19 protein-coding genes, 1 tRNA gene and 1 pseudogene are annotated in these 22889 nt (G+C 71.1%); 7 read left to right on the top strand and 14 right to left on the bottom strand.

Features of this window, described 5'->3' with window-relative positions; genetic code table 11:
* Positions 1 to 26: 26 nt before the first annotated feature.
* The 4 genes from RV983_RS27200 to uvrB form a co-directional block, all read right to left on the bottom strand.
* Positions 27 to 1019: a TerC family protein gene (locus tag RV983_RS27200; RefSeq protein WP_475988352.1), complete on the bottom strand. Its 993-nt coding sequence runs from the start codon at positions 1017 to 1019 to the stop codon at positions 27 to 29.
* Between the two features lie 264 nt (positions 1020 to 1283).
* Positions 1284 to 3095: a TerD family protein gene (locus RV983_RS27195; protein WP_475988351.1), complete on the bottom strand. Its 1812-nt coding sequence runs from the start codon at positions 3093 to 3095 to the stop codon at positions 1284 to 1286.
* A gap of 32 nt (positions 3096 to 3127) precedes the next feature.
* Positions 3128 to 3706, bottom strand: a complete 579-nt coding sequence (locus RV983_RS27190; protein WP_475988350.1) for a TerD family protein — start codon at positions 3704 to 3706, stop codon at positions 3128 to 3130.
* A 113-nt stretch (positions 3707 to 3819) separates the two neighbouring features.
* Positions 3820 to 5916, bottom strand: coding sequence for an excinuclease ABC subunit UvrB (gene uvrB, locus RV983_RS27185; protein ID WP_475988349.1), 2097 nt, complete (start codon positions 5914 to 5916; stop codon positions 3820 to 3822).
* A 253-nt stretch (positions 5917 to 6169) separates the two neighbouring features.
* Between uvrB and RV983_RS27180 the strand changes: the two genes are divergently transcribed.
* Positions 6170 to 7228: a chitinase gene (locus RV983_RS27180; protein WP_475988348.1), complete on the top strand. Its 1059-nt coding sequence runs from the start codon at positions 6170 to 6172 to the stop codon at positions 7226 to 7228.
* Here RV983_RS27180 and RV983_RS27175 read toward each other — a convergent pair.
* Both RV983_RS27175 and RV983_RS27170 read right to left on the bottom strand, forming a co-directional pair.
* Entirely contained in the window at positions 7175 to 8017 is an 843-nt protein-coding gene (locus RV983_RS27175; RefSeq protein WP_475988347.1) for an MHYT domain-containing protein, read from the bottom strand. The genes RV983_RS27180 and RV983_RS27175 overlap by 54 nt on opposite strands.
* Positions 8018 to 8151: 134 nt before the next feature.
* Positions 8152 to 9090, bottom strand: a complete 939-nt coding sequence (locus RV983_RS27170; RefSeq protein ID WP_475988346.1) for a hypothetical protein — start codon at positions 9088 to 9090, stop codon at positions 8152 to 8154.
* A gap of 171 nt (positions 9091 to 9261) precedes the next feature.
* On the opposite strand from RV983_RS27170, the gene RV983_RS27165 reads away from it, so the two are divergent.
* Positions 9262 to 9834, top strand: coding sequence for a methylated-DNA--[protein]-cysteine S-methyltransferase (locus RV983_RS27165; protein WP_475988345.1), 573 nt, complete (start codon positions 9262 to 9264; stop codon positions 9832 to 9834).
* Positions 9835 to 9881: 47 nt separating this feature from the next.
* Positions 9882 to 10715, top strand: coding sequence for an N-formylglutamate amidohydrolase (locus RV983_RS27160; protein ID WP_475988344.1), 834 nt, complete (start codon positions 9882 to 9884; stop codon positions 10713 to 10715).
* Positions 10716 to 10778: 63 nt separating this feature from the next.
* On the opposite strand, the gene RV983_RS27155 is transcribed toward RV983_RS27160, so the two are convergent.
* From RV983_RS27155 to rpsA, 5 genes are all read right to left on the bottom strand, one after another.
* The gene (locus RV983_RS27155; RefSeq protein ID WP_475988343.1) at positions 10779 to 11147 is read right to left on the bottom strand and encodes a tetratricopeptide repeat protein; all 369 of its coding nucleotides are present in this window, start codon (positions 11145 to 11147) and stop codon (positions 10779 to 10781) included.
* A 99-nt stretch (positions 11148 to 11246) separates the two neighbouring features.
* Positions 11247 to 12206 carry a slipin family protein gene (locus RV983_RS27150; protein WP_475988342.1) on the bottom strand — a complete coding sequence of 320 codons (960 nt, stop codon included), beginning with the start codon at positions 12204 to 12206 and terminating at the stop codon, positions 11247 to 11249.
* Positions 12207 to 12275: 69 nt separating this feature from the next.
* Positions 12276 to 12878 (bottom strand): dephospho-CoA kinase, encoded by a 603-nt coding sequence (coaE, locus tag RV983_RS27145; RefSeq protein ID WP_475988341.1) that lies wholly within the window; start codon positions 12876 to 12878, stop codon positions 12276 to 12278.
* 112 nt (positions 12879 to 12990) lie between these two features.
* A complete protein-coding gene (locus RV983_RS27140) occupies positions 12991 to 13926 on the bottom strand; it encodes a PAC2 family protein (protein WP_475988340.1) in 936 nt (311 codons plus the stop codon).
* 149 nt (positions 13927 to 14075) lie between these two features.
* On the bottom strand, positions 14076 to 15575 hold the full coding sequence (gene rpsA, locus RV983_RS27135) for a 30S ribosomal protein S1 (protein ID WP_475988339.1): 1500 nt from the start codon (positions 15573 to 15575) through the stop codon (positions 14076 to 14078).
* 302 nt (positions 15576 to 15877) lie between these two features.
* Between rpsA and RV983_RS27130 the strand changes: the two genes are divergently transcribed.
* Together RV983_RS27130 and hrpB are read left to right on the top strand one after the other, a co-directional pair.
* The gene (locus tag RV983_RS27130; RefSeq protein ID WP_475988338.1) at positions 15878 to 16711 is read left to right on the top strand and encodes a class I SAM-dependent methyltransferase; all 834 of its coding nucleotides are present in this window, start codon (positions 15878 to 15880) and stop codon (positions 16709 to 16711) included.
* Complete coding sequence (gene hrpB / locus RV983_RS27125) at positions 16708 to 19266, top strand: ATP-dependent helicase HrpB (protein ID WP_475988337.1); 2559 nt, start codon at positions 16708 to 16710, stop codon at positions 19264 to 19266. Before RV983_RS27130 ends, hrpB begins: the two co-directional genes overlap by 4 nt.
* Here hrpB and RV983_RS27120 read toward each other — a convergent pair.
* Both RV983_RS27120 and RV983_RS27115 read right to left on the bottom strand, forming a co-directional pair.
* Positions 19247 to 19956, bottom strand: a pseudogene (locus tag RV983_RS27120) (helix-turn-helix domain-containing protein). The gene hrpB and the pseudogene RV983_RS27120 overlap by 20 nt on opposite strands.
* 140 nt (positions 19957 to 20096) lie before the next feature.
* Positions 20097 to 20171: transfer RNA gene (locus tag RV983_RS27115), tRNA-Leu, on the bottom strand.
* 97 nt (positions 20172 to 20268) lie between these two features.
* Here RV983_RS27115 and RV983_RS27110 point away from each other — a divergent pair.
* The gene (locus tag RV983_RS27110; RefSeq protein WP_475988336.1) at positions 20269 to 20901 is read left to right on the top strand and encodes an ANTAR domain-containing response regulator; all 633 of its coding nucleotides are present in this window, start codon (positions 20269 to 20271) and stop codon (positions 20899 to 20901) included.
* A 15-nt stretch (positions 20902 to 20916) separates the two neighbouring features.
* Here RV983_RS27110 and RV983_RS27105 read toward each other — a convergent pair whose 3' ends face one another.
* Positions 20917 to 21474 carry a hypothetical protein gene (locus tag RV983_RS27105; protein ID WP_475988335.1) on the bottom strand — a complete coding sequence of 186 codons (558 nt, stop codon included), beginning with the start codon at positions 21472 to 21474 and terminating at the stop codon, positions 20917 to 20919.
* A gap of 281 nt (positions 21475 to 21755) precedes the next feature.
* Between RV983_RS27105 and RV983_RS27100 the strand changes: the two genes are divergently transcribed.
* Entirely contained in the window at positions 21756 to 22889 is a 1134-nt protein-coding gene (locus tag RV983_RS27100) for a branched-chain amino acid ABC transporter substrate-binding protein (protein ID WP_475988334.1), read from the top strand.

Raw genomic sequence — 22889 nt, 5'->3', positions numbered from 1 at the left:
CCCGGCGCCGGCACCCCGGAGGCGGGTCAGGCGTCGACGTGCCGCTCCTCGTCGCTGCGGGTCCGCTCCTCCAGCGCCGCCTGTTTCCTGGACGCCTTCAGGCTCGTCACCGTGGTGACGGCGAGGACCACGACGATGAAGCCGAGGGAGAACGGGATGCTGATCTCGGGCACATGGACACCCGACTCGTGCAGCGCGTGCAGCACCAGCTTCACGCCGATGAAGCCGAGGATGACCGACAGGCCGTAGGACAGGTGCACCAGCTTCCTCAGCAGGCCGCCGATGAGGAAGTACAGCTGCCGAAGGCCCATCAGCGCGAACGCGTTCGCGGTGAAGACGATGTACGGGTCCTGGGTGAGGCCGAAGATCGCGGGGATGGAGTCCAGCGCGAACAGGACGTCGGTGGTGCCGATCGCCAGCATGACCACGAGCATCGGGGTCATGATCCGCTTGCCGTTCTTCTGGATGAACAGCTTGGTGCCGTGGTAGCGGTCGGCGACACCGAAGCGGCGTTCGGCGGCCTTGAGCAGCCGGTTCTCCTCGAACTCATCGTCCTGCTCCCCGGCGCGGGCCTCCTGGATCAGCTTCCAGGCGGTCCAGATGAGGAAGGCGCCGAAGAGGTAGAAGATCCAGGCGAAGTTGGCGATGATCGCCGCGCCTGCGGCGATGAAGCCCGCACGCAGCACCAGCGCGATCAGCACGCCGACCAGCAGGACGCGCTGCTGGTATTGGGTGGGCACCGAGAACTTCGCCATGATCAGGACGAAGACGAAGAGGTTGTCGACGCTCAGCGACTTCTCGGTGATGAAGCCGGCGAAGAACTCGCCCGCGGGCTGTCCCCCGGCGAAGAGCGCAAGGCCGAGACCGAAGAGCGCGGCCAGGGTGATCCAGACGACGGTCCAGATCCCCGCCTCCTTGATCGACACGTCATGGGGCTTGCGCCCGATGAAGAAATCGATGGCGATGAGGGCGCTGAGACCGGCGATGGTCAGCACCCAGAGGTTCAAGGACACATCCATGCGATGCCTCCGGCAGATGGGCTGGCAATTGTCAGCGTGATCGCTGCCGGAGGTCTCTTCCACCCGGGCGCCTCGCGCTCGGGCCGGTGCCCCGGGGCTGTTCTTTCCCGTGTTGACGGGTGCACCGCGTCAGGAGTACTCCCCTCCGCGTAAAGAACAGTACATGAAACCCCAAGGAAAGGTAAAGATGGTAAAGTGATGGTCAATCAGCTGGGTGCGGGGGAGCGCCGCTGGTGACCGTTGAGCGGGCAGCCGGCCGCCCGCTCAACGGCGGCCCCGGTCGTAGGTCTGCCGAGCCGCAGCGACCTGGCGCAGGACCCTCGGCACCACCTGGCTGCCGGGCGGGGCCAGCAGAGGTTCGTACGTCCAGGCGTGGCCGACCCACGGGTCGGCCAGATGGTCGTCGGGCAGCGGGGTCAGCCGCAGCAGTGAGCGCCACAGGGGATCCAGCACGGGGCCGTACTCCCGGGCGTCCTCACGGTCGGCGACCATCAGGAGGTGGACGCCGACCTGGGGGCCCTCGTCGGCCAGGTAGCGCAGCTGGCTGATGGTCCGGTCGTCGAAGCCGTACGGGAAGTCATTGACGACCAGGAGCTGCCGGGCCGGGTCGAGGCCGGCCGGCAGCTGCACCGGGCCGCCCGCGTCCAGTGCCATCTGCACCATGTCGACGCGCTGCGTCAGCCGGGCGAGCAGCGCGGCCACCCCGGCGGCCCCCGTGGCGGCCCGTTCGCGCAGCGCGCCGGAGTCGGTGAAGGGGCCCAGCGCCCCGGCGGCCGATCCGGCCGGGTCCACCACGTGGACGGCGAACTCCCCCGCCGGATAGGAGGCCAGCAGCCGCGCGGCGAGGGTGACCGCCACGTCCACGGCCCTGCGGCGCTCCTGCGCGCTGTCGACCCACAGTCCCCGCTCCAGGGGGAGCCGTACCAGCATCGGGATGCGCAGCTCGGGTTGCTCGGGCAGATGGAGGTCGCCGAGCCGCACCGCCATGGGGGGCTCGGCGGGCGCCGTCCAGCCGTGCCACGCCGGGCTGTCCCAGCCCGCGAAGGGCGGCGGCAGGGCGGGCTCGACCACGTCGCGTTCGGCGGCCAGCTGCGCCGTGTCCCTGTCCAGGACGGCGCGGGCCCGGTCGACGAGCTCGGCCTGGCGGGCCCGGGCCTGGTCGCGGGCGGCCTCGGCGGCGGGGCCGACACGGGTGCGCGGATCCGCGAGGACGGAGTCGAGCTCCTGGTCGAGGCGGGTCTCGGCGAAGTCGACGGCGCTGCGGTACGCGGCGATGGCACGGGACAGGTCCTCGAACATGCCCCAGACCTGGTTGTACAGGCGCTCCTCCATCGTCCAGCCGGCGGCGTCGCCCGCGACGGGTGCCGGGGGCGCCGTGCCGGCGGGAGGGGCCACCGGAGGCGTCGCCGTGTCCGCGGCGGCGTGCCGGGCGGCGCCGTCCGGCCGGGGCCGGTCCCGGGGCGGGACGCGGTCCCGGGGCTGCGACGGCACCGGCGGCGCGCCGCCGGCCGCCTCCCGGGCCGCCGGTGCGGTCTTCGGCGTCGGCGCGGCGGCCAGACGGTCCGCGTCGGTCGCGGTGAGCCCCTGGTCGCGGAGGAGTTCGGGGAGCCCGCCCGCATAGCCCTGGCCCAAAGCGCGCACTTTCCAGGCGCCCTGGCGGCGGTACAGCTCCAGAGCGACGATGGCGGACTCGTTGCCGAGCCCGGTGACGGTGAAGCTCGCGATCTCGGAGCCGCCGGGGGCGAAGAGTGCGAGATGGGGCGCGGCGCAGGCCCCGAACCGGGTGGGCGCACCCGGGGCGGCGGGCAGCGCGAGCAGGATGTGCACCCGCTCCACGGCCGCCGGGACCGCGTCCAGGTCGGCGGTGAGCCGGTGCTCGGGGCCCGGGCCGGACGGCACCTCGATGCCGGGCAGGCCGCCGGAGCCGGGGAGGGCGACCGCCCCGGGCCCGCTCACCCTGCCCTGCCCGTCGCCCAGGGTGGCGCCGGGCACCACCGCCGTGCCCGCCGACACCCGGATCTCGACCCGGGTGCCGGGGAGCGGATGGTTCTGTCCGTGGACCAGTTCGGCGGTCATGCCCGTGCCCCCCTTGCGCCTGCCCTGCCTGTCTAGAGCGCCGGCAGGATCGCCGGGATGAGGTCCTGGAAAGTGCGGCCGTTGGCCGGGGTGCCGATGGCGGTCATCGACCAGGCCGCGCCGTTGCGCTGCACCTTCGCCATGATCTGCGCGGTGTAGGCGCCACCCCCGGTGAGGGTGTAGCGGGCCAGCTCCTGCCCGTTGGTCTCGTCGACCAGCCGGCAGAAGGCGTTCTGCACCTCTTGGAAGGTCTGCCCGGTGAAGGAGTTGACCGTGAAGATGATCTGGTCGACGTGCACGGGCACCCGCGCCAGGTCGACCAGGATGGACTCGTCGTCGCCTCCCTGGCCGGCTCCGCCGACCAGGTTGTCGCCGGTGTGCCGGACCGAGCCGTCGTCGCTGACGAGGTGCCGGAAGAACACCACGTCCACGGGCTGCTTGTCGGCGAAGAGCACGGCGGAGGCGTCGAGATCGACCTCCCGGGTACGGGAGCCGAACAGGCCACGACGCGGGGCCGCCTGCCAGCCGAGCCCCATGCGCACCGACGTGAGGGTCCCCCCGTCCGTCTTCTGCAGGCTGATCTTCTGACCCTTGGTCATGTTGACCGTCACGCGCTGTCCCCTCTCACCCAGTTTGCCGACGTGCGGTTGCTCCGCACCCTATGGGTAGACGCGCGCCCGGCGCACCGCGGTTCGGCAACCGCGGCGCGCGACGGGGAAAGGTGTCAGGCCACACCCGCCTCCCGCATCTGCCGCAGCTCCTTCTTCAACTCGCCCACCTCGTCGCGCAGTCGGGCCGCGACCTCGAACTGCAGGTCTGCCGCGGCCGTGTGCATCCGATCGGTCAGCTCGCCGATGAGCTCGGCCAGTTCGGCGGCCGGCAGGCTCTTGTCGGCGCGCTTGCCACCGGCCTTGCCCGACAGCCCGGGAACGGGCGCCTTGCCGCGCGAGCGCTGGCGGCCGGAGCCCAGCAGCTCCTCGGTGTCGGCGTCCTCGCGGGCGAAGGAGTCCATGATGCCGGCGATCTTCTTGCGCAGCGGCTGCGGGTCGATGCCCCGCTCCTCGTTGTACGCGATCTGCTTGGCCCGCCGACGGTTGGTCTCGTCGATGGCCTTCTCCATGGCCGGGGTGATCCTGTCGGCGTACATGTGCACCTGGCCGGAGACATTGCGGGCCGCGCGGCCGATGGTCTGGATCAGCGAGGTGCCCGACCGCAGGAAGCCCTCCTTGTCCGCGTCGAGGATCGCCACCAGTGAGACCTCGGGCAGGTCCAGGCCCTCGCGGAGCAGGTTGATGCCCACCAGGACGTCGTACTCGCCCGCACGCAGCTCGCGCAGGAGCTCCACACGGCGCAGGGTGTCGATGTCGCTGTGCAGATACCTCACCTGGATGCCGAGTTCCAGCATGTAGTCGGTGAGGTCCTCGGACATCTTCTTGGTGAGGGTGGTGACCAGGACGCGCTCGTCGCGCTCGGCGCGCACCCGGATCTCGTGCACCAGGTCGTCGATCTGCCCCTTGGTGGGCTTGACGATCACCTCGGGGTCGACCAGACCCGTCGGGCGGATGATCTGCTCGACGACGCCGTCGCCGCGGGACAGCTCGTACGGGCCCGGGGTGGCCGACAGATAGACGGTCTGGCCGACGCGTCCCAGGAACTCCTCCCACTTCAGCGGGCGGTTGTCGAGCGCGGAGGGCAGCCGGAAGCCGTGGTCGACCAGGGTGCGCTTGCGGGAGGCGTCGCCCTCGTACATGGCGCCGATCTGCGGCACGGTGACGTGCGACTCGTCGATGACGAGGAGGAAGTCCTCGGGAAAGTAGTCGATGAGGGTGTCGGGGGCCGAACCCGTCTCGCGGCCGTCGATGTGCCGCGAGTAGTTCTCGATGCCGGAGCAGGTGCCGATCTGCCGCATCATCTCGATGTCGTACGTGGTGCGCATCCGCAGCCGCTGGGCTTCCAGCAGCTTGCCCTGCCTCTCCATGACCGCCAGCTGCTCGCCGAGTTCCTTCTCGATGCCGGCGATGGCGCGCTCCATGCGCTCGGGGCCGGCGACGTAGTGGGTGGCGGGGAAGACGTACATCTGCTCGTCCTCGGTGATGATCTCGCCGGTGAGCGGGTGCAGGGTGTACAGGGCCTCGATCTCGTCGCCGAACATCTCGATGCGGACGGCGAGCTCCTCGTAGACCGGGAAGATCTCGATGGTGTCGCCGCGCACGCGGAAGGTGCCGCGGGTGAACGCCACGTCGTTGCGCGCGTACTGGATGTCGACGAACCTGCGCAGCAGCGCGTCGCGGTCGATCTCCTGGCCCACCTTGAGACGGACCATGCGGTCGATGTACTCCTGGGGCGTGCCGAGGCCGTAGATGCAGGACACCGAGGCGACCACGATCACGTCCCTGCGGGTCAGCAGGGAATTGGTGGCGGAGTGGCGCAGCCGCTCGACCTCCTCGTTGATGGAGGAGTCCTTCTCGATGTAGGTGTCCGTCTGCGGGACGTACGCCTCGGGCTGGTAGTAGTCGTAGTACGACACGAAGTACTCGACCGCATTGTTCGGGAGCAGTTCGCGGAATTCGTTCGCGAGCTGCGCGGCCAGGGTCTTGTTGGGCGCCATGACCAGGGTCGGACGCTGCAGCCGCTCGATCGTCCAGGCGGTGGTGGCCGACTTTCCGGTGCCGGTGGCGCCGAGCAGGACGACACCGTTCTCACCGGCGCGGATGCGCCGCTCGAGGTCGTCGATGGCCGCCGGCTGGTCGCCGCTGGGCTGGAAGGGGCTGACGACCTCGAAGGGCGCCACACTGCGTTCGATGTCTGATACGGGCCGCATGGGACAACGGTACGACCCCCCACTGACAACCGGGCCCGGGGCGCCGGTCCTGCCCCCGGGCTGGGGTGGGGCGACCCGGCCGGGACGCGTGCGCGCGGTGCGCGGGAATACCCGGTCCGAGATCCGCCCCTCAATTTCCGGAGACGAGTTATCAGAATCATTCGAAAGCGATCAGAGAGAGGAGGTTCGGGAATTTCGCGCACGCCCCCGGAAAGGCCCGAAGGAATTGCCCGTCGCCGATAGCCTCTCCGGCATGAAGCGCCGTACGACAGTTCTGATCGCCGGCCTCGTGGCGGCCGGCACGGCCGCCGGGGCCGCACACCTCCTCAGCGGGACGGCGCCGGAGGGAACCGGGGACGCGGCGTCACTCCGCAAGGCGACGCACGTGACCTTCCTGCCGTACGTGGACGCGTCGCAGACCTCGGTCTACAACATGGCGGCGGCCGTCCGGCACAGCGGCGTGGACGGCTTCACGCTCGGCTTCGTCACCGCGCGCGGCGGATGCACGCCCGCCTGGGACGGCCGCGACGGGATCGACCACGGCCCCCTGGCGGCCCGCGTCGCCGCCCTGCGCGCCGCGGGCGGCACCCTGCGGGTGTCCTTCGGTGGCGCGGACGGCACGGAACTGGCGAGCGCCTGCGGCAGCACCGACGAACTGGCGGCCGCCTACGCCTCGGTGATCGACCGTTACGACCTGACCCGGGTGGACTTCGACATCGAGGGCGCCGCCCTGTCCGATCCGTCCGCCACCGCGCGCCGGGCGCGCGCCGTGGCCCGGTTGCAGCGGGAGGCGAAGGCCGCCGGCCGGTCCCTCACCGTCTCCTTCACGCTGCCCGCCATGCCGTCGGGTCTCACGGAAGGCGCCGATGCGGTGGTGGCCGCGGCCGCACGCGAGGGCGTGGACGTCGGCGCCGTCAACATCATGGCGATGGACTACGGACCCGCGTACACCGGCGACATGGGCACGTACGCGACCCGCGCCGCCACCGCCGCCCAGGCGCGCGTCAAGTCCCTGCTGGGCCTGTCGGACGCCGACGCCTGGCGGGCACTGGAGGTGACCCCGATGATCGGCGTCAACGACATCGAGGGCGAGATCTTCACCCTCCAGGACGCCGCCCAACTGGCGGCCTTCGCACGGAGGAAGGGACTGGGCGGACTGTCGATGTGGTCCGCCGACCGCGACCGCGGGTGTGCGGTCGCGGCCGGCGGCGGCACTATGGAGGCGGTTTCCAACCGCTGCAGTGGTGTCGGGCAGGGCTCAATGGCGTTCGCGCGGGCGTTCGCGCACCCCGGAAGCGTGGGCGGCGCGTGAGGCGGGGGCCGAGCGGCCGGGTTGCTCACCGCTGGACCGGTCGGGCGTATAGGGCTCGGGGGCGAGCGGGTCCAGCGCCACGACCACACCCGCGAGCAGGAGGAACACCACGGGCCCGATCAGAACCGGAGCGAGCGCGGCGGGACCGGCGCCACGCGTGCCCTCCCGGGCGCCGTTGAGCAGGTGCACCGTCACCGACGCCATGCCGATGTAGTGCATGCAGGTCATGGCGAGGCCCAGGATCAGGCTCGCGACCAGGCCCCCGGCCAGGCCGCGGATCGCCACCGCGCACCACAGGGCGATCGTCGCGGCCAGCACCGCGACCCCGACGGCCAGGGCCACGGTCGGCGTGGAGTACTCCAGTGCGGCGTGGAGCCGCATGCCCCGCATGCCCAAGTAGTGCATGCCGGCGATCCCGAGGCCCATGACGACGCCACCGGCCAGGACAGCCGGCACGGAGCGGCCCAGGAAGCCGACGGCGAAGACCCCGACGCCGACGACGAGCACGGCCACCAGCAGGCTTGCGAAAGTCGTCACCAAGTCGTAGGAGACGGGCACCCCGCCGATGGTGAAGCCCATCATCGCGATGAAGTGCATGGTCCAGATGCCGGAGCCGATGGCGGTGGCGCCGAGCGCGAGCCAGCCGGCCCGCCGTGAGGGGTGCATCGCCAGTGCGCGCGTGATGCAGCGCAGCCCGAGTCCGGCGCCCAAGCAGGCCATTAAGTAGCCCGCCACCGGTGTGGCCCACCCATAGGTGAACCCGTTGACCATTCCGTACGTGCCGCCCACGGCACCCTCCCCTTGCCCGTTGGCCCCCGTCCGTCCACCCCCGCGCGGCACACACGGTAGGTCACGGACGATGTCCGCGCGGCCAGCTCTCCGGGACTTCATCGCGCGGAAACCCACGCGTCACCCCGGCAGCCTCAGATCACCCCCGGCAGCGCCGTGATCCGTTCCAGCGGCCCGTACGGGCCACCCTCCAGCGCGGCGCGCAGGGCGGCGACCACCTCGCCCGGGGCGCGGGCGAGCGCGGCAGGGGCGACGCGCAGCACCCGCAGGCCCAGCGCCTCCCACCGGGCGCGCCCGCCGCCGGGGCCGAGGTCGAGCACGAGCCCGTCGCGCGCCCAATAGGCGTCCGGGGAGCCGAGGAAGGCGCCGTCGAGGTGGAGCGTGGGACGCCACAGCGGCTGCCGCAGACCGGACCTGGCCACCAGGGCGCGCGCCAGGGGCCCGGCGACGGGCGGCCGGGACTCGGCCGCGAGGGACTCCAGAAGGGCGGCCACGGCCGGGCGGCGGCCGAGCACCGCCCCGCCCAGTTCGGCTGCGACTATGCCGGCGGGCACGCCCATCACCACGACCAACTCCTGTACGACGTCGCGGGCCCACTCGGGATCGATGGACTCCCGCAGTCCGTCGGCGGCCGCCCGTACCACCGGGGCCAGGGGCACGCCGTCCACCAGATCGGGTGCCGGCAGGTCCCGCGCATGGTGGACCCGCACCCAGGTGTGGGTGCGGATGCGCCGGTCACTGGGCACAAGGACGTCCACCACCGGCAGACCCGGCGGGAGCGCGGCGGCGGCGACGCCGTGCAGCCGCAGTGCCGTGGCCCCGGTGATCATGGCCCGGGTCAGCGGGTACCCGGCGAACGCCAGGGCCGCCCGGCACCGCTGGGCGGCGCTGAGCGGGCCGGAGTGCAGCACCGCGACCCGGGGCAGCGGCCGCTGCCACCTGCCCCCGGGACGGCAGCGCTCGCGCACCAGGCGCTGCGGCACACCGGCTTCGGCGAGCTGGGCGACGGTGGCCACCCGGTCCTGCTCACGGGCGAGTTTGCGGAGAGCCGCGGAGTAGTCGTTACGCGTCATACGAGCCCCATCCCCCACCGTGGCCACCTGACTACCTCCTGTGACACAGCTGTCGAGAACCGCCACCCTCACGAGTGGCCCTGCTGCGCGGTGTTGCCGGCGCGGTGGTGCCGGCGGCGGGTGCACCGCCGCCCCGGCCCGTTGTCGGTGCCCCCGCATAGGCTGGTGGACGTGACGAATCCCGAGACCTCGACCCTCGCGGTGGCCTGGACGGTGGCGGACACCGCGGTCGGTCCGCTGCTGCTGGCCGCCACCGAGAAGGGCCTGGTCCACGTCGCCTTCCGGGCCGACGAGGCGACCACCGCCGCCGCCCTCGAGCGCCTCGCCTCCCGGCTCGGGGCCACGCCCGAACACCTGCCGGACGGCCCTGCGGGCGACAGGCTGCGCGAGGCGGTGGAGCAGGTCGACGCGTACTTCGGGGGCACCCTGCGGGCGTTCACCCTCGAACTGGACTGGTCGCTGAGCGCCGGCTTCAACCGCAGGGTGCTGCGCGAACTGGCGGGGGGCGTGCCGTTCGGCAGCGTCGTCGGCTACCAGGACCTGGCCAACCGCGTCGGGGAGCCAGGCGCGGCCCGGGCGGTCGGGGTCGCCATGGGCTCCAACCCGTTGCCGGTCGTCGTGCCCTGCCACCGCGTGCTGGAGAGCGACGGCGGGATCGGCGGCTTCGGCGGCGGCCTGCGGATGCTGGACATCAAGCGCTCGTTGCTGGCAAGGGAGGGCGTCCTGCCCGAGCCGTTGTTCTGACGGCCGCGCAGCGGGCACGGCCGGTCCGGGAAGAGGGGGACGTCACCATGGACACATACGGCACGGACACATACGGCGGGGACGATGCGGCCCCCTTCCGCCTGGAAGAGGGGGCGCCCGGCTCGCCGGTCCTGCTGCACGTGCCGCACAGCGCACGGGCGGTGCCGGCCCGGGTCCGCGAGCGGATCCTGCTGGACGACGCCCGACTCGACGCGGAGCTCGACCGCATGACGGACTCCCACACCGCACTCCTGGCCGAACGGGCCGCCGCCGGGACGGGCGCCTGGCGCTTCGTCAACACGCTGTCCCGGCTGGTCGTCGACCCCGAACGGTTCCCGGACGAACGCGAGGAGATGCGCGCCGTCGGCATGGGCGCCGTCTACACCCGCACGTCGGGTCTGACGCCGCTGCGCGAGGACGACCCCGCGCACGAACACGCGCTGCTGAACACCTGGTTCCACCCCTATGCCGCGGCGATGACCGCCGCCGTGCAGGACCGGCTGGATGCCGCGGGCCGGGCCGTCGTCATCGACGTGCACTCCTACCCGAGCGCGCCGCTGCCCTACGAGCTGCACGGCGACGGGCCCCGGCACGCGGTGTGCCTGGGCACCGATGCCTTCCACACCCCGCCGTGGCTGACGGCCGCGGCGCTCGAGGCCTTCGCCGGCTACGGTGACGTCGGGCTGGACTCGCCGTTCTCCGGCACCTATGTGCCGTTGAAGCACTACCGGGCAACGCCCGGGGTGTCCGCGCTGATGGTCGAGATCCGGCGGGATGTCTACATGCACGAGCCCGGCGGCGCCCCGCACGGCGGCCTCGACAAGGTCGCCGGGGCTCTGGCCGCGCTGACGGCCGTCATCGAGGCACACGCCCACGGCTGACCACGAGTCCGCCGGCCATGGCGCGCCGCCGCAGGCGGAGCCCCGCGGCGGTCCCCGCTCCGCTCAGGCGGAGTCGGGGAACCGGGCGGCCTGCAGATAGTCCGGCTTGGGGTCGAGCGCCGCGGCGAGCCGGAAATGCCGCCGTGCCTCTCCGTCGCGGCCCGCCCGCTCCAGGGTGCGGCCGAGCGCGAAGTGGGCGAAGGCGTTGTCCGGTTCGCGCTCCAGGACGACCTGGAACTCCAGCTCGGCCGGACGCAGCTGCGCGGACAGGAAGAACGCCCGCGCCCTCAGCAGACGGGCAGCGGTGTTCTCCGGATGTACGGCGATGACCGAGTCCAGCAGCTTGACCGCCCCACGCGCATCCCGCGCCTCGAGGAGCTGCTCCGCCGCGCGGAAGTCGATCACGTGGTTCTCGGGGCTCTGCTCGGGCACAGCCGCCTCCTTCCCCGGGCATTCAATGGGTCACAACTACCCAACATCACCACTCGCATATGCATTCCCCACAGGATCGGGCACGACCCCCGGCGGACGTCACACCTCCTCGGCGACCGGCCGCCCCTCCTCCAGCGCCGCGGGCTTCGCCCCTCCCTGCGGCACCTCCAGTGCCGCCGGGGTGACGCCGCCGGCCTCGACGGCCGCGACAGCCTCCGCAGACGAGGCAGGCGAGGCGGCCGGGGCCGGCGGCAGGGCCGCGGCGGCCGCCTGAGGCTCCTGCGGCCCCGGCCTGTCCGCGCCCGAAGCGCGCTCGAAGAACCGCAGCATCTCCACGGGGAACGGCATGACCAGCGTGGAGTTCTTCTCCGCCGCCACCTCGACGACGGTCTGCAGCAGACGCAGCTGCATCGCGGCCGGCGTCTGGTCCATCGCCAGGGCCGCCTGGGCGAGCTTCTCCGAGGCCTGCAGTTCACCGTCGGCGGTGATGATGCGGGCCCGCCGTTCCCGGTCGGCCTCGGCCTGCCGGGCCATGGACCGCTTCATCGACTCGGGCAGGGCCACGTCCTTGATCTCCACCCGGTCGATGTGGATGCCCCACTCGACGGCGGGGGTGGCCAGCAGCAGCTCCAAGCCCTCGTGGATCGCCTCGCGACCCGACAGCAGGTCGTCAAGCTCGCTCTTGCCGATCACCGAACGCAGCGAGGTCTGCGCGACCTGCAACATGGCGAACTGGTAGTTCTGCACGTGCACCGTGGCCTTGATCGGGTCGACGACCCGGAAGTACAGCACCGCGTCCACCCGCACCGAGACGTTGTCCCGGGTGATGCCCTCCTGCGAGGGCACCGGCATGGTGACCACCTGCATGTTGACCTTGGTCATGCGGTCCACGAACGGCACGAGCATCCGCGGCCCCGGCTGCTTGGCCGCCGCCCGTACCCGCCCGAGGCGGTAGACCACACCGCGCTCGTACTCCTTGATCACTCGAAAACCGCTCTTGAGACCCACCAGGACCAGCACCACGGCAGCCACCGCGAGCACGGCCGAAACGCCTTCCATCCCATCCCCCTCTGTCCACAGGTGCAGCGAAGCTACTGCTCCTCGGACGCCGGTGAAGGGGGTGCCGGATCAGCTCTTGACGATATCTTGACGCAACTGCGCCCAGAGCTCCCGGACCTGAGGCTCCAGCGCCTCCAGCGGGCCGTCGTTGTCGATCACCACATCGGCGATCGCCAGCCGCTCCTCGCGGTCCGCCTGGGCCGCCATACGCGCCCGCGCCTCGTCCTCGGTCATGCCGCGCAGCCGCACCAGCCGGTCCAGCTGCGTGTCCGGGGCGGCGTCCACGACCACGACCACGTCGTACAGCGGGGCCAACTTGTTCTCCGCGAGCAGGGGCACGTCGTTCACCACGACCGCATCGGGCCCGGCACCCGCCTCCAGTGCGGCGGAACGCTCCCGGACCAGAGGGTGCACGATCGCGTTGAGCGCGCTCAGCCGCTCGGGATCGGAGAAGACGATGGCACCGAGCCCGGGCCGGTCCAGGCTTCCGTCGGCGCTCAGCACACCCTCGCCGAACTCGGCGACGACCGCCGCCAGGCCGGGGGTACCCGGCTCAACGACCTCCCGCGCGATGCGATCGGCGTCGATCAGTACCGCCCCGTACGAGGACAGCAGCCGCGAGACCTCGCTCTTGCCCGCCCCGATCCCACCCGTCAGCCCCACAGTGACCATGGCGCGAGACTACCGCTGCCCTCCGCCCCGGACGAGCCGGGTCCCGAGCCGGGCCGGCATCAGGACAGCCTGGGCAGGACCGGGTCAGGAACCCCAGGTCAGCACATCCGGGTCAGGAACCGTCGTCCTCGCGGTCGGCCAGGAAACGCTCGAACTCCGCCGCCAGATCGTCCGCCGACGGCAGATCCACCGGCTCGGCGATCAGATTGTCCCGCGTCTGACTCCCGGCCAGCGCGTCGTACTGGTTCTCCAGCCCGCGGACGACGGACAGCAACTCCGCGTCGCCCTCCTCGACCTGGCGGTCGATCTCCACCCGGACGGTGTGCGCCTCGGTCCGCAGCGCGTGCGCCACCTGCGGCAGCACAAGCCCCGTCGCCGCCGTCAGCGTCTCCACCACGGCCAGCGCCGAATCCGGGTAGCCGGACCGGGCCAGATAGTGCGGCACATGGGCGGCGATGCCCAGCACGTCACGGCCGGACTCCGCGAGCCGCAGCTCGATCAGCGACTCCGCGCTGCCGGGCACCTGCGCCTCGTCGAACCAGCTGCGGTGACCGGGCATCAGGTCCAGCCGGTTGCCGTGCGGCGTCAGCCCGACCGGGCGGGTGTGCGGAACACCCATCGGGATGCCGTGGAAGTTGAACGCCAGCCGCACCCCGAGCCGTTCCACGACCTCCACGACCGCAGCGGCGAACCGCTCCCACTCCACATCGGGCTCCTGGCCCGACAGCAGCAGGAACGGGGCACCCGTACTGTCGCGCACCAGGCGCAGGGCGATCTCCGGGGCGTCGTAAGCCGTCCAGTGATCGCGCTGGAACGTCATCATCGGGCGCCGGGCGCGGTAGTCCACCAGCCGGTCGGCGTCGAAACGCGCCACCACCTGGTGCTCCTGGCGCTCCAGCAGCTCCTCGACGACCTGGGCGCCGGTCTCCCCGGCGTCGATGTACCCGTCGAAGTGGTACAGCAGCACGGGCCCGGTCTCGCCGAACGCCTCGTCGACGGCCTCTGCCCCGCCCGGCTCGTATGCGTACAGCCCCTGGGGATCCAGCACCGTGCACCCTTCTTTCGTTCTGATCAACTTCTGGTCCAACGAAGGGTGCACCCCCCGCATTCCCACGGCGGAACCCCGGAACGCGGAACGACCCGCCCCCCAGAGGGGAACGGGCCGTTCCGTCGTACCCGGGGCCGGAGCCCCTGCGATCAGCTCTGGCCGCCGGCCAGCTTCTCGCGGAGCGCGGCGAGCGCCTCGTCCGACGCGAGCGCGCCCGAGGTGTCGCTGGACTCCGAGGAGTACGAGCCACCGGCGGGGCCGGCCGCCGGAGCGGCCTGGCCGGCCTCGGCCGCAGCCTCGGCGTCGGCCTCGCGGGACTTGATGACCTGGGCCTGGTGCTGCTCGAAGCGGGACTGCGCCTCGGCGTACTGGTGCTCCCACGCCTCGCGCTGGGTCTCGTAGCCCTCGAGCCAGTCGTTGGCCTCGGGGTCGAAGCCCTCGGGGTAGATGTAGTTGCCCTGGTCGTCGTACGACGCGGCCATGCCGTACAGGGTCGGGTCGAACTCGATCGACGCCGGGTCGGCACCGAAGGCCTCGTTGGCCTGCTTCAGCGAGAGGCTGATGCGACGGCGCTCGAGGTCGATGTCGATGACCTTGACGAAGATCTCGTCGTTGACCTGGACGACCTGCTCCGGGATCTCCACGTGGCGCTCGGCCAGCTCGGAGATGTGGACCAGACCCTCGATGCCCTCGTCCACCCGGACGAACGCACCGAACGGCACCAGCTTGGTGACCTTGCCGGGGACGACCTGGCCGATCTGGTGCGTACGGGCGAACTGCTGCCACGGGTCTTCCTGGGTCGCCTTCAGCGACAGGGAGACGCGCTCGCGGTCCATGTCGACGTCCAGGACCTCGACCGTGACCTCCTGGCCGACCTCGACGACCTCGGAGGGGTGGTCGATGTGCTTCCAGGACAGCTCGGAGACGTGCACGAGGCCGTCCACGCCACCCAGGTCCACGAAGGCACCGAAGTTGACGATGGAGGAGACGACGCCGGAGCGCACCTGACCCTTCTGCAGGGTGGTGAGGAAGGTCTGACGGACCTCGCTCTGGGTCTGCTCCAGCCAGGCGCGGCGGGACAGGACCACGTTGTTGCGGTTCTTGTCCAGCTCGATGATCTTGGCCTCGAGCTCCTTGCCGACGTACGGCTGGAGGTCGCGGACACGACGCATCTCGACCAGGGAGGCGGGGAGGAAGCCGCGAAGGCCGATGTCGAGGATGAGACCACCCTTGACGACCTCGATGACGGTACCGGTGACGATCCCGTCCTCTTCCTTGATCTTCTCGATCGTGCCCCAGGCGCGCTCGTACTGAGCCCGCTTCTTGGACAGGATGAGACGGCCTTCCTTGTCCTCCTTCTGGAGAACAAGAGCCTCGATCTCATCGCCCACGGCGACGACCTCGTTGGGGTCGACGTCGTGCTTGATCGAAAGCTCGCGGGAGGGGATGACGCCCTCGGTCTTGTAACCGATGTCGAGGAGAACCTCGTCCCGGTCGACCTTCACGATGACGCCGTCGACGATGTCGCCGTCGTTGAAGTACTTGATCGTCTCATCGATCGCGGCGAGGAAGGCTTCCTCGTTACCGATATCGTTGATCGCCACCTGCGGGGTGGTGCGAGGGGCCTGGGCCTCGGTGCTGCTCGTCATTAGGAAAAGGGCTCCGGTACGGACATGAAGTCGTAGGTACTGCTACGCCGTAAGCCCGTTTCACTCCTGCGATTCCGGACAGCCCACAAGGCCGGCAGGTCTACAACAGATGTGAGCGCAGCCTGCTCCGTCCGAGGCGCGCAGGCTCGCAGCGCAACTTGTAGCATACGGGGGCAGCCGGGCACGGTCAATGCGCGAAGAGCACACCACGGGCAGAACACCCCGTACCGGGCACTGGCACATCACGTGCTGCGGCGGCACCACAGCCACAGGTCACCACAGAGGGTACGACGGCCACCGCAATGATCCAAGCACCGCCCCCCCAGCCAGTCCCCGAAGAAGCCGAGGCCACCCGCCGTGTCGCGGGCAACACGGAGAGCAGCCGCGCCAACCGCGGCTGGTGGGACCGCAACGCCGACGACTACCAGACCGACCACGGCACGTTCCTCGGTGACGCCGAATTCGTCTGGGGACCCGAAGGGCTGAATGAGGAGGACGTCCGGCTCCTCGGCCCCGCCGCGCAGCTCGCCGGAACCGCCGTCCTCGAGATCGGCGCAGGCGCCGCCCAGTGCTCCCGCTGGCTCGCCGCCCAGGGCGCCCGCCCCGTCGCCCTCGACCTCTCCCACCGCCAGCTCCAGCACGCCCGCCGCATCGACGACGGCCACAGCCCGTTCCCCCTCGTACAGGCCGACGCGAGCGCCCTGCCCTTCGCCGACGCCGCCTTCGACCTCGCCTGCTCCGCCTACGGCGCGCTGCCCTTCATCGCCGACACCGCCCGCGTCATGAGCGAAGTACGGCGCGTCCTGCGCCCCGGCGGACGCTGGATCTTCTCCGTGACCCACCCCGTCCGCTGGGCCTTCCCCGACGAACCCGGCCCCGAGGGCCTCACCGCCTCCGCGTCCTACTTCGACCGCACCCCCTACGTCGAACAGGACGAGCACGGACACGCCGTCTACGTCGAACACCACCGCACCCTCGGCGACCGCATCCGCGAACTGACCGCCGCCGGCTTCGTCCTCACCGACCTCGTCGAACCCGAGTGGCCCGCATGGAACACCGAGGCATGGGGCGGCTGGTCACCACTGCGCGGCAGGCTCATCCCCGGCACGGCGATCTTCGTCTGCACCGCCGCATGACCACCACACCCCCCGGCCACCGCCAAGAAGCCCTCGCGGCCCTCCCGGTCCGCACCGCACTGCCCGCACTGCGCGACGCACTCGACACCCACGGCTGCGCCGTCCTCGCCGCACCCCCCGGCACCGGAAAGACCACCCTCGTACCACTCGCCCTCGCGGGCCTCACCGCAGGCGGGCCCACCCGCCGCGTCGTCGTCGCCGAACCACGCCGCATGGCCGCCAAAGCCGCCGCACGGCGCATGGCCTGGCTGCTCGGCGAAGAACCCGGAGCCCGCGTCGGATTCACCGTCCGGGGCGAACGCAAAGTCTCCCCCGCCACCCTCGTGGAGGTCGTCACCACCGGCGTCCTGCTGCAACGCCTCCAGCGCGACCAGGAACTCCCCGGCACCGACACCGTCCTGCTCGACGAGTGCCACGAACGGCACCTCGACGCCGACACCGCCATGGCCTTCCTGCTCGACATCCGCGCCACGCTCCGCCCCGACCTGCGCATCGTCGCGGCCTCCGCCACCACCGACGCCGACGCCTGGTCCCGGCTGCTCCACGACGCCCCCGTGGTCCGCGCCGAAGCCCGCACCCACCCCGTGGACCTCACCTACGCGCCGCCCCCGCACGGCACACGGCCCCCGCACGGCATGCGCGTCGACCCCGCCCTCCTCGACCACGTCGCCGCCACCGTACGAACCGCCCTGCGCGACCACCAGGGCGACGTCCTGTGCTTCCTGCCCGGCACCGGCGAAATCGCCCGCGTCGCCAGACTCCTCGGCGACCTCGAAAACCCCGGCGGCCCCGAAAACCCCGGCACCGACGTACTCCAGCTCCACGGCCAAGCCCCCGCCGCCGTGCAGGAAAGCGTCCTGCGCGGCAGCGACGGCACCCGCCGGCGCGTCGTCCTCACCACCTCCGTCGCCGAATCCAGCCTCACCGTCCCCGGCGTCCGCATCGTCGTCGACTCCGGACTCGCCCGCGAACCCCGCACCGACCACGCCCGCGGCCTCGGCTCCCTCACCACCGTCCGCGCCTCCCACGCCACCGCCACCCAGCGCCTCGGCCGCGCCGGCCGCGAAGCCCCCGGCCACGCCTACCGCTGCTGGAACCAGGCCGACGACGCCGGCCGCCCCCGCTACCCCTCCCCCGAGATCGCCATCGCCGACCTCACCCAGTTCGCCCTCCAGACCGCCGCCTGGGGCGACCCCGACGCCACCGGGCTCGCCCTCCTCGACCCGCCCCCCGCGGGCGCCCTGGCAGCCGCACGGGACGTCCTCACCGCCATCGGCGCCACCCGCCCCGACGGCCGGCCCACCGACCGCGGCACCCGCATGGCCCGCGTCGGCCTCCACCCCCGCCTCGCCCGCGCCCTCCTCGACGGCGCCCCCCGCGTCGGCACCCGGCGCGCCGCCGACATCGTCGCCCTCATCGCCGAAGAACCCCCACGCGACTACGGCGACGACCTCACCAGCGCCTGGCGCACCGCCCGCCAGGCCCACGACGCCTACGCCGCACGCTGGCGCGCCGAAACCCGCCGCCTCGCCGCAGCCGCCCCCGACCACCCCGCGGGCACCCACACCGACGACACCGCCGCCGGCCTCGTCACCGCCCTGGCCTTCCCCGAACGCGTCGCACGCCGCCGCGCCGCCGGCAGCTACCTCATGGCCTCCGGCACCGCCGCCGACATCACCGCCGGCACCCGCCTCGGCACCCCCGAATGGCTCGCCATCGCCGTGGCCGACCGCCCCGCCGGCGCACCCTCCGCCCGCGTCCGCCTCGCCACCGTCATCGACGAGGACACCGCCCGCACCGCCGCCGCGCCCCTTTTCACCGCCCACGACGAGGTCTCCTGGACCGACGGCGACATCACCGCACACCACGCCGTCCGCCTCGGAGCCATCGAACTCGGCACCCGGCCCCTGGCCAACCCCGACCGCGCACTCCTGCACGCCGCCCTCCTCGACGGCCTGCGCCGCGAAGGCCTCGGCCTGCTGTCCTGGTCACGCGACGCCACCGCCCTCCGGCAACGCCTGGCCTTCCTCCATCGCGAACTCGGCGCCCCCTGGCCCGACATGGCCGACGACGCCCTGCTCGACCGCACCGACGAATGGCTCGCCCCCGAACTCGCCCGCGCCCGCCGCCGCGCCGACCTCACCCGCATCAACGCCGGCGCCGCCCTGCCACGCCTCCTGCCCTGGGCCGGCGGCGAGGCCGCCCGGCTCGGGGAACTCGCCCCGGAACGCATCGAGATCCCCTCCGGCTCCCGCGTCCGCGTCTCGTACGACGGCGACCACCCCGTCCTCGCCGCCAAAGTCCAGGAACTCTTCGGCTGGACCGCCACCCCGCGCGTCGCCGACGGCCGCGTCCCCGTCGTCGTCCACCTCCTGTCCCCCGCGGGACGCCCCGCCGCCGTCACCTCCGACCTCGCCTCCTTCTGGCGCGAGGGCTACCGCGCGGTCCGCGCGGAACTGCGCGGGCGCTACCCGAAGCACCCGTGGCCGGAGGACCCGGCGACGGCGGTCGCCACGCGGCACACGAAGGCGCGGCTCAATACTTCGGACCGATGAAGCGGTCCATGAAGCGCGACGGAGTCCTTGCGGGCGACGGAGATGTTGCAGGCGTTGGCCTGCCTCCAAGCGACACCGAGCGCGTCGAGGGTGTCGGTGCACAGGCGCCGGATGTCGTCGGAGACGTTGGTGAAGAAGTACCGCGGGTACTCATAGCGCCTGGGCTCACCGGCCACCGTCCGCGTGGTCCAGTTGATGACCCGGCTGCCGTCCGAATGGATGAGCCCGCGTACGAAGTCCCATGGATGCTCTCCGACGACGGCCTGCTGCCACGGTTCCAGCGCGATGGGCCGTTCGTGCTTCCTGCCCTGGGCCGTGCTGCGGGAACAGGCACGGCCAGTGGTTGCTGTAGGACGTGACCATGGTGCAGCCCTGAGCACGGACGCGGCAGACGGAGTTCCCGGGGCGCACGGCCCGGATCGTTTCCTCGCAGGCGTCGATGAGGCCGGGCCATGCGTCGCCGCAGGCGATGCGTAGGGCATAGCCGCCCCGGGCCTGGGGGCTGATGCAGCCGTCGCCGAGGTAGAGGCCGAGCAGGTAGGCGTAGGCGGGGCCCGAAGCGCGGCCGGTACAGACAGGAACGGGGCGTTCGGGTTCGATGCGGACACGCCAGTCGCGAATGGCGGATCGGGATACTCCGGTCATCCGGCTCACGGCATTGAGGCTGTGCCCCTGAGAGACGAGGACGATGACCCGACGGCGTTCTGCGAGGTCCTACACAGTTCCGACATTGCTGCGAAAGACCACCCGCCGGGCGTCATTGGAAGTCTTGTTCACCTCAACCACTGAAGATCGCCAACGGTCGGTGAACCTTGGATTCGAAGGCAGAGTGCCCCGGGTCGGATTCGAACCGACACTGTATGGGTTTTGAATCCATTGCCTGCTGCCAGTTGGGCTACCGGGGCCTTTCGAAACGAAGGCCAGTCTAGACCCTCCGCACCTCAAACATACCGCAGCTAGGTAGGCTCTATACCCAGCACCTGCCCTGGAACGAGGAGTCCCGTGAGCGCCGCCGAGCCCGAGCCCGTTGACGAGCACACGCACGTACCGCCGCACACCACCCGCGTGGTGATCGCCGAGGACGAGGCTCTGATCAGGCTCGACCTCAAGGAGATGCTCGAAGAGGAGGGCTACTCCGTGGTCGGGGAAGCCGGCGACGGTGAGACGGCCGTGAACCTCGCCGAGGAGCTTCGTCCGGATCTGGTGATCCTGGATGTGAAGATGCCGGTGCTCGACGGGATCTCGGCGGCCGAGCGGATCGCCAAGAACAAGATCGCGCCGGTGCTGATGCTGACCGCGTTCTCGCAGCGGGAGCTGGTGGAGCGGGCCAGGGACGCCGGTGCGATGGCGTATCTGGTGAAGCCGTTCAGCAAGAGCGACGTGGTGCCGGCCATCGAGATGGCCGTGTCGCGGTTCACGGAGCTGCGGGCGCTGGAGGCGGAGGTCGCGGATCTGAGTCTGCGGCTGGAGACCCGGAAGCTGGTGGACCGGGCGAAGAGCGTGTTGCAGACGAAGTACGGGCTGAGTGAGCCGGCGGCGTTCCGGTGGATCCAGAAGACGTCGATGGACCGCCGGATGACCATGCAGGCGGTGGCCCAGGCGGTGCTGGACGAGGTGGACGACGCCGCCCAGTAGGAGCTTTGGCGGCCGTCAGGCCGCGTGGTCCGGCCAGTCGAGCCGCGGCAGGGGGATGTCCTTCGTGGGCATCCCTTTGTCGTTGGTGACGGCGAGGCGGTCGACGGCGGCGCCCTGGGGGATGTCGAACCAGAGGTCGTACTGGGCGCTGTCGTGGGCGCCGATGTCGAGGGTGAGCGGCTGGCGCTTGATCTGCATGGCTTCCCAGTCCATGGAGTGGCGGGTTCCGTCGGCGAGGACAAGCCGCTGGCTGTCGTTGTCGAGGTGGGCGCTGACGGAGTCGTCGACGGTGACCTCGATCCTGATGCGGCAGAGCCGGCCTTCGGCGCTGTGTTCGGCGTGGGTGCCGACGATGACGGCGATTCCGCAGCGCAGTGCGATGGCGCGGAATTCGAGGTTCCCCGGGTGGACGGCGGGGGCGTCGAAGGCGATCTCCAATTGGCGCAGGGGGTGTTGGGGCGCCGGCCGGGGGGTGTCGGGCCATAATGCGGCGGCGACGAGGACGGCGGCCAGGGCGCCCGCGAGGGCGGCTGTCGCGGCGACGACCGGTAGGTGTCGGGCAAGTTGCCGCACAGTGACGCCATTTCGGGCATTCAGCCGCACTTCTCCCCCTGGGCTCGTCCGGTTACCGGTAAGGACCGTTCTGTTTCCGGCACATGACCGAGGTCACTGTACGATCACATCTCTCCCATCGGCCTATCTGTGCGCCTGATCAGCGGATTACATTCCCGCCAACCCGCGTGGCACACACGCGGTCGCAATGCGGAGGGCCTACGGCCCGCCGACTGTAATCACATGGGCGGATCCAGGGGGTCGTAGTGCTCAACAAGAAGCTCGTCAGGTTTGCTCTTCCGGTGGCCGTTGGCGCTCTTGCGCTCACCGCGTGCGGTGGCGGCAAGGACGACAGCAGCAATGGTGGCAAGCCGACGTTCTCCATCGGCTTCCAGGGTCCGTTGTCAGGTGACAACAGCGCGCTGGGTATCAACGAGGACAACGGCCTGAAGCTGGCCGTGGAAGAGGCCAACGCCAAGGGCGACCTGCCCTTCACGTTGAAGGTCGTGGACGGCGACGACCAGGGTCTTCCGGACCAGGCCCCCGCGGCCGCCCAGAAGCTCATCGGCGAGAGCAGCGTCGTCGCGGTCGTCGGTCCGGCCTTCTCGGGTCCGACCAAGGCCTCGGGCCAGCTGTACGCGCAGGCGCAGCTTGCCGCGGTGACGCCGTCGGCGACCAACCCGGGTCTGACGTCGCTGGGCTTCACGTCGTTCCTGCGCGGTGCGCCGAACGACAACGAGCAGGGCGCCGGCATGGCGGAGTACCTGTCGAAGAAGGAGAAGGCCAAGAAGGTCTTCGTCATCGACGACAAGAGCGAGTACGGCGTCGGCCTGGCCGAGGTCGCGATCAAGTCCTTGAAGGACGCGGGTGTCGAGGTCGTCACCGACAGCGTCCCGGCGAAGACCCCGGACTACACGACCGCCGCGACCAAGGTCGTCAACTCCAAGGCGGACGCGCTGATCTACGCGGGTTACTACGCGGACCTGGCGCCGTTCGCCAAGAAGCTGGTCGACGGCGGATTCAAGGGCATCGGCATCTCCGGTGACGGTTCCAACGACGCGAAGTTCGTGGAGCTGGCGGGCGCGGCGTCGGACAAGTGGTTCCTGACCTGCCCGTGCACCGACGCGACGAAGAACACCGCCACCAAGGCGTTCACCGACGCGTACAGCAAGAAGTTCAGCACGCCTCCCGGCACCTACTCGGCCGAGTCGTACGACATCGCGAACCTGATCATCTCCGAGATGAAGAAGCTGGGTAAGGACGTCACCCGCGACAAGCTGCTCGCGGCGCTCAAGGTCGTGGACTACAAGGGTCTGACCAAGGACTTCGCCTTCGACGACAAGGGCGAGCTCAAGACCAAGAACGTGTACCTGTACCAGGTGACCGACGGCAAGATCGGTTACCTGGGTGACGTGGCCACCCTCAGCAACGGCTGA

This window comes from Streptomyces sp. RLA123 (genome assembly GCF_056270165.1).
The sequence above is the reverse complement of the archived record's forward strand: the minus strand, read 5'-3'. Positions and strand labels throughout refer to the sequence as shown.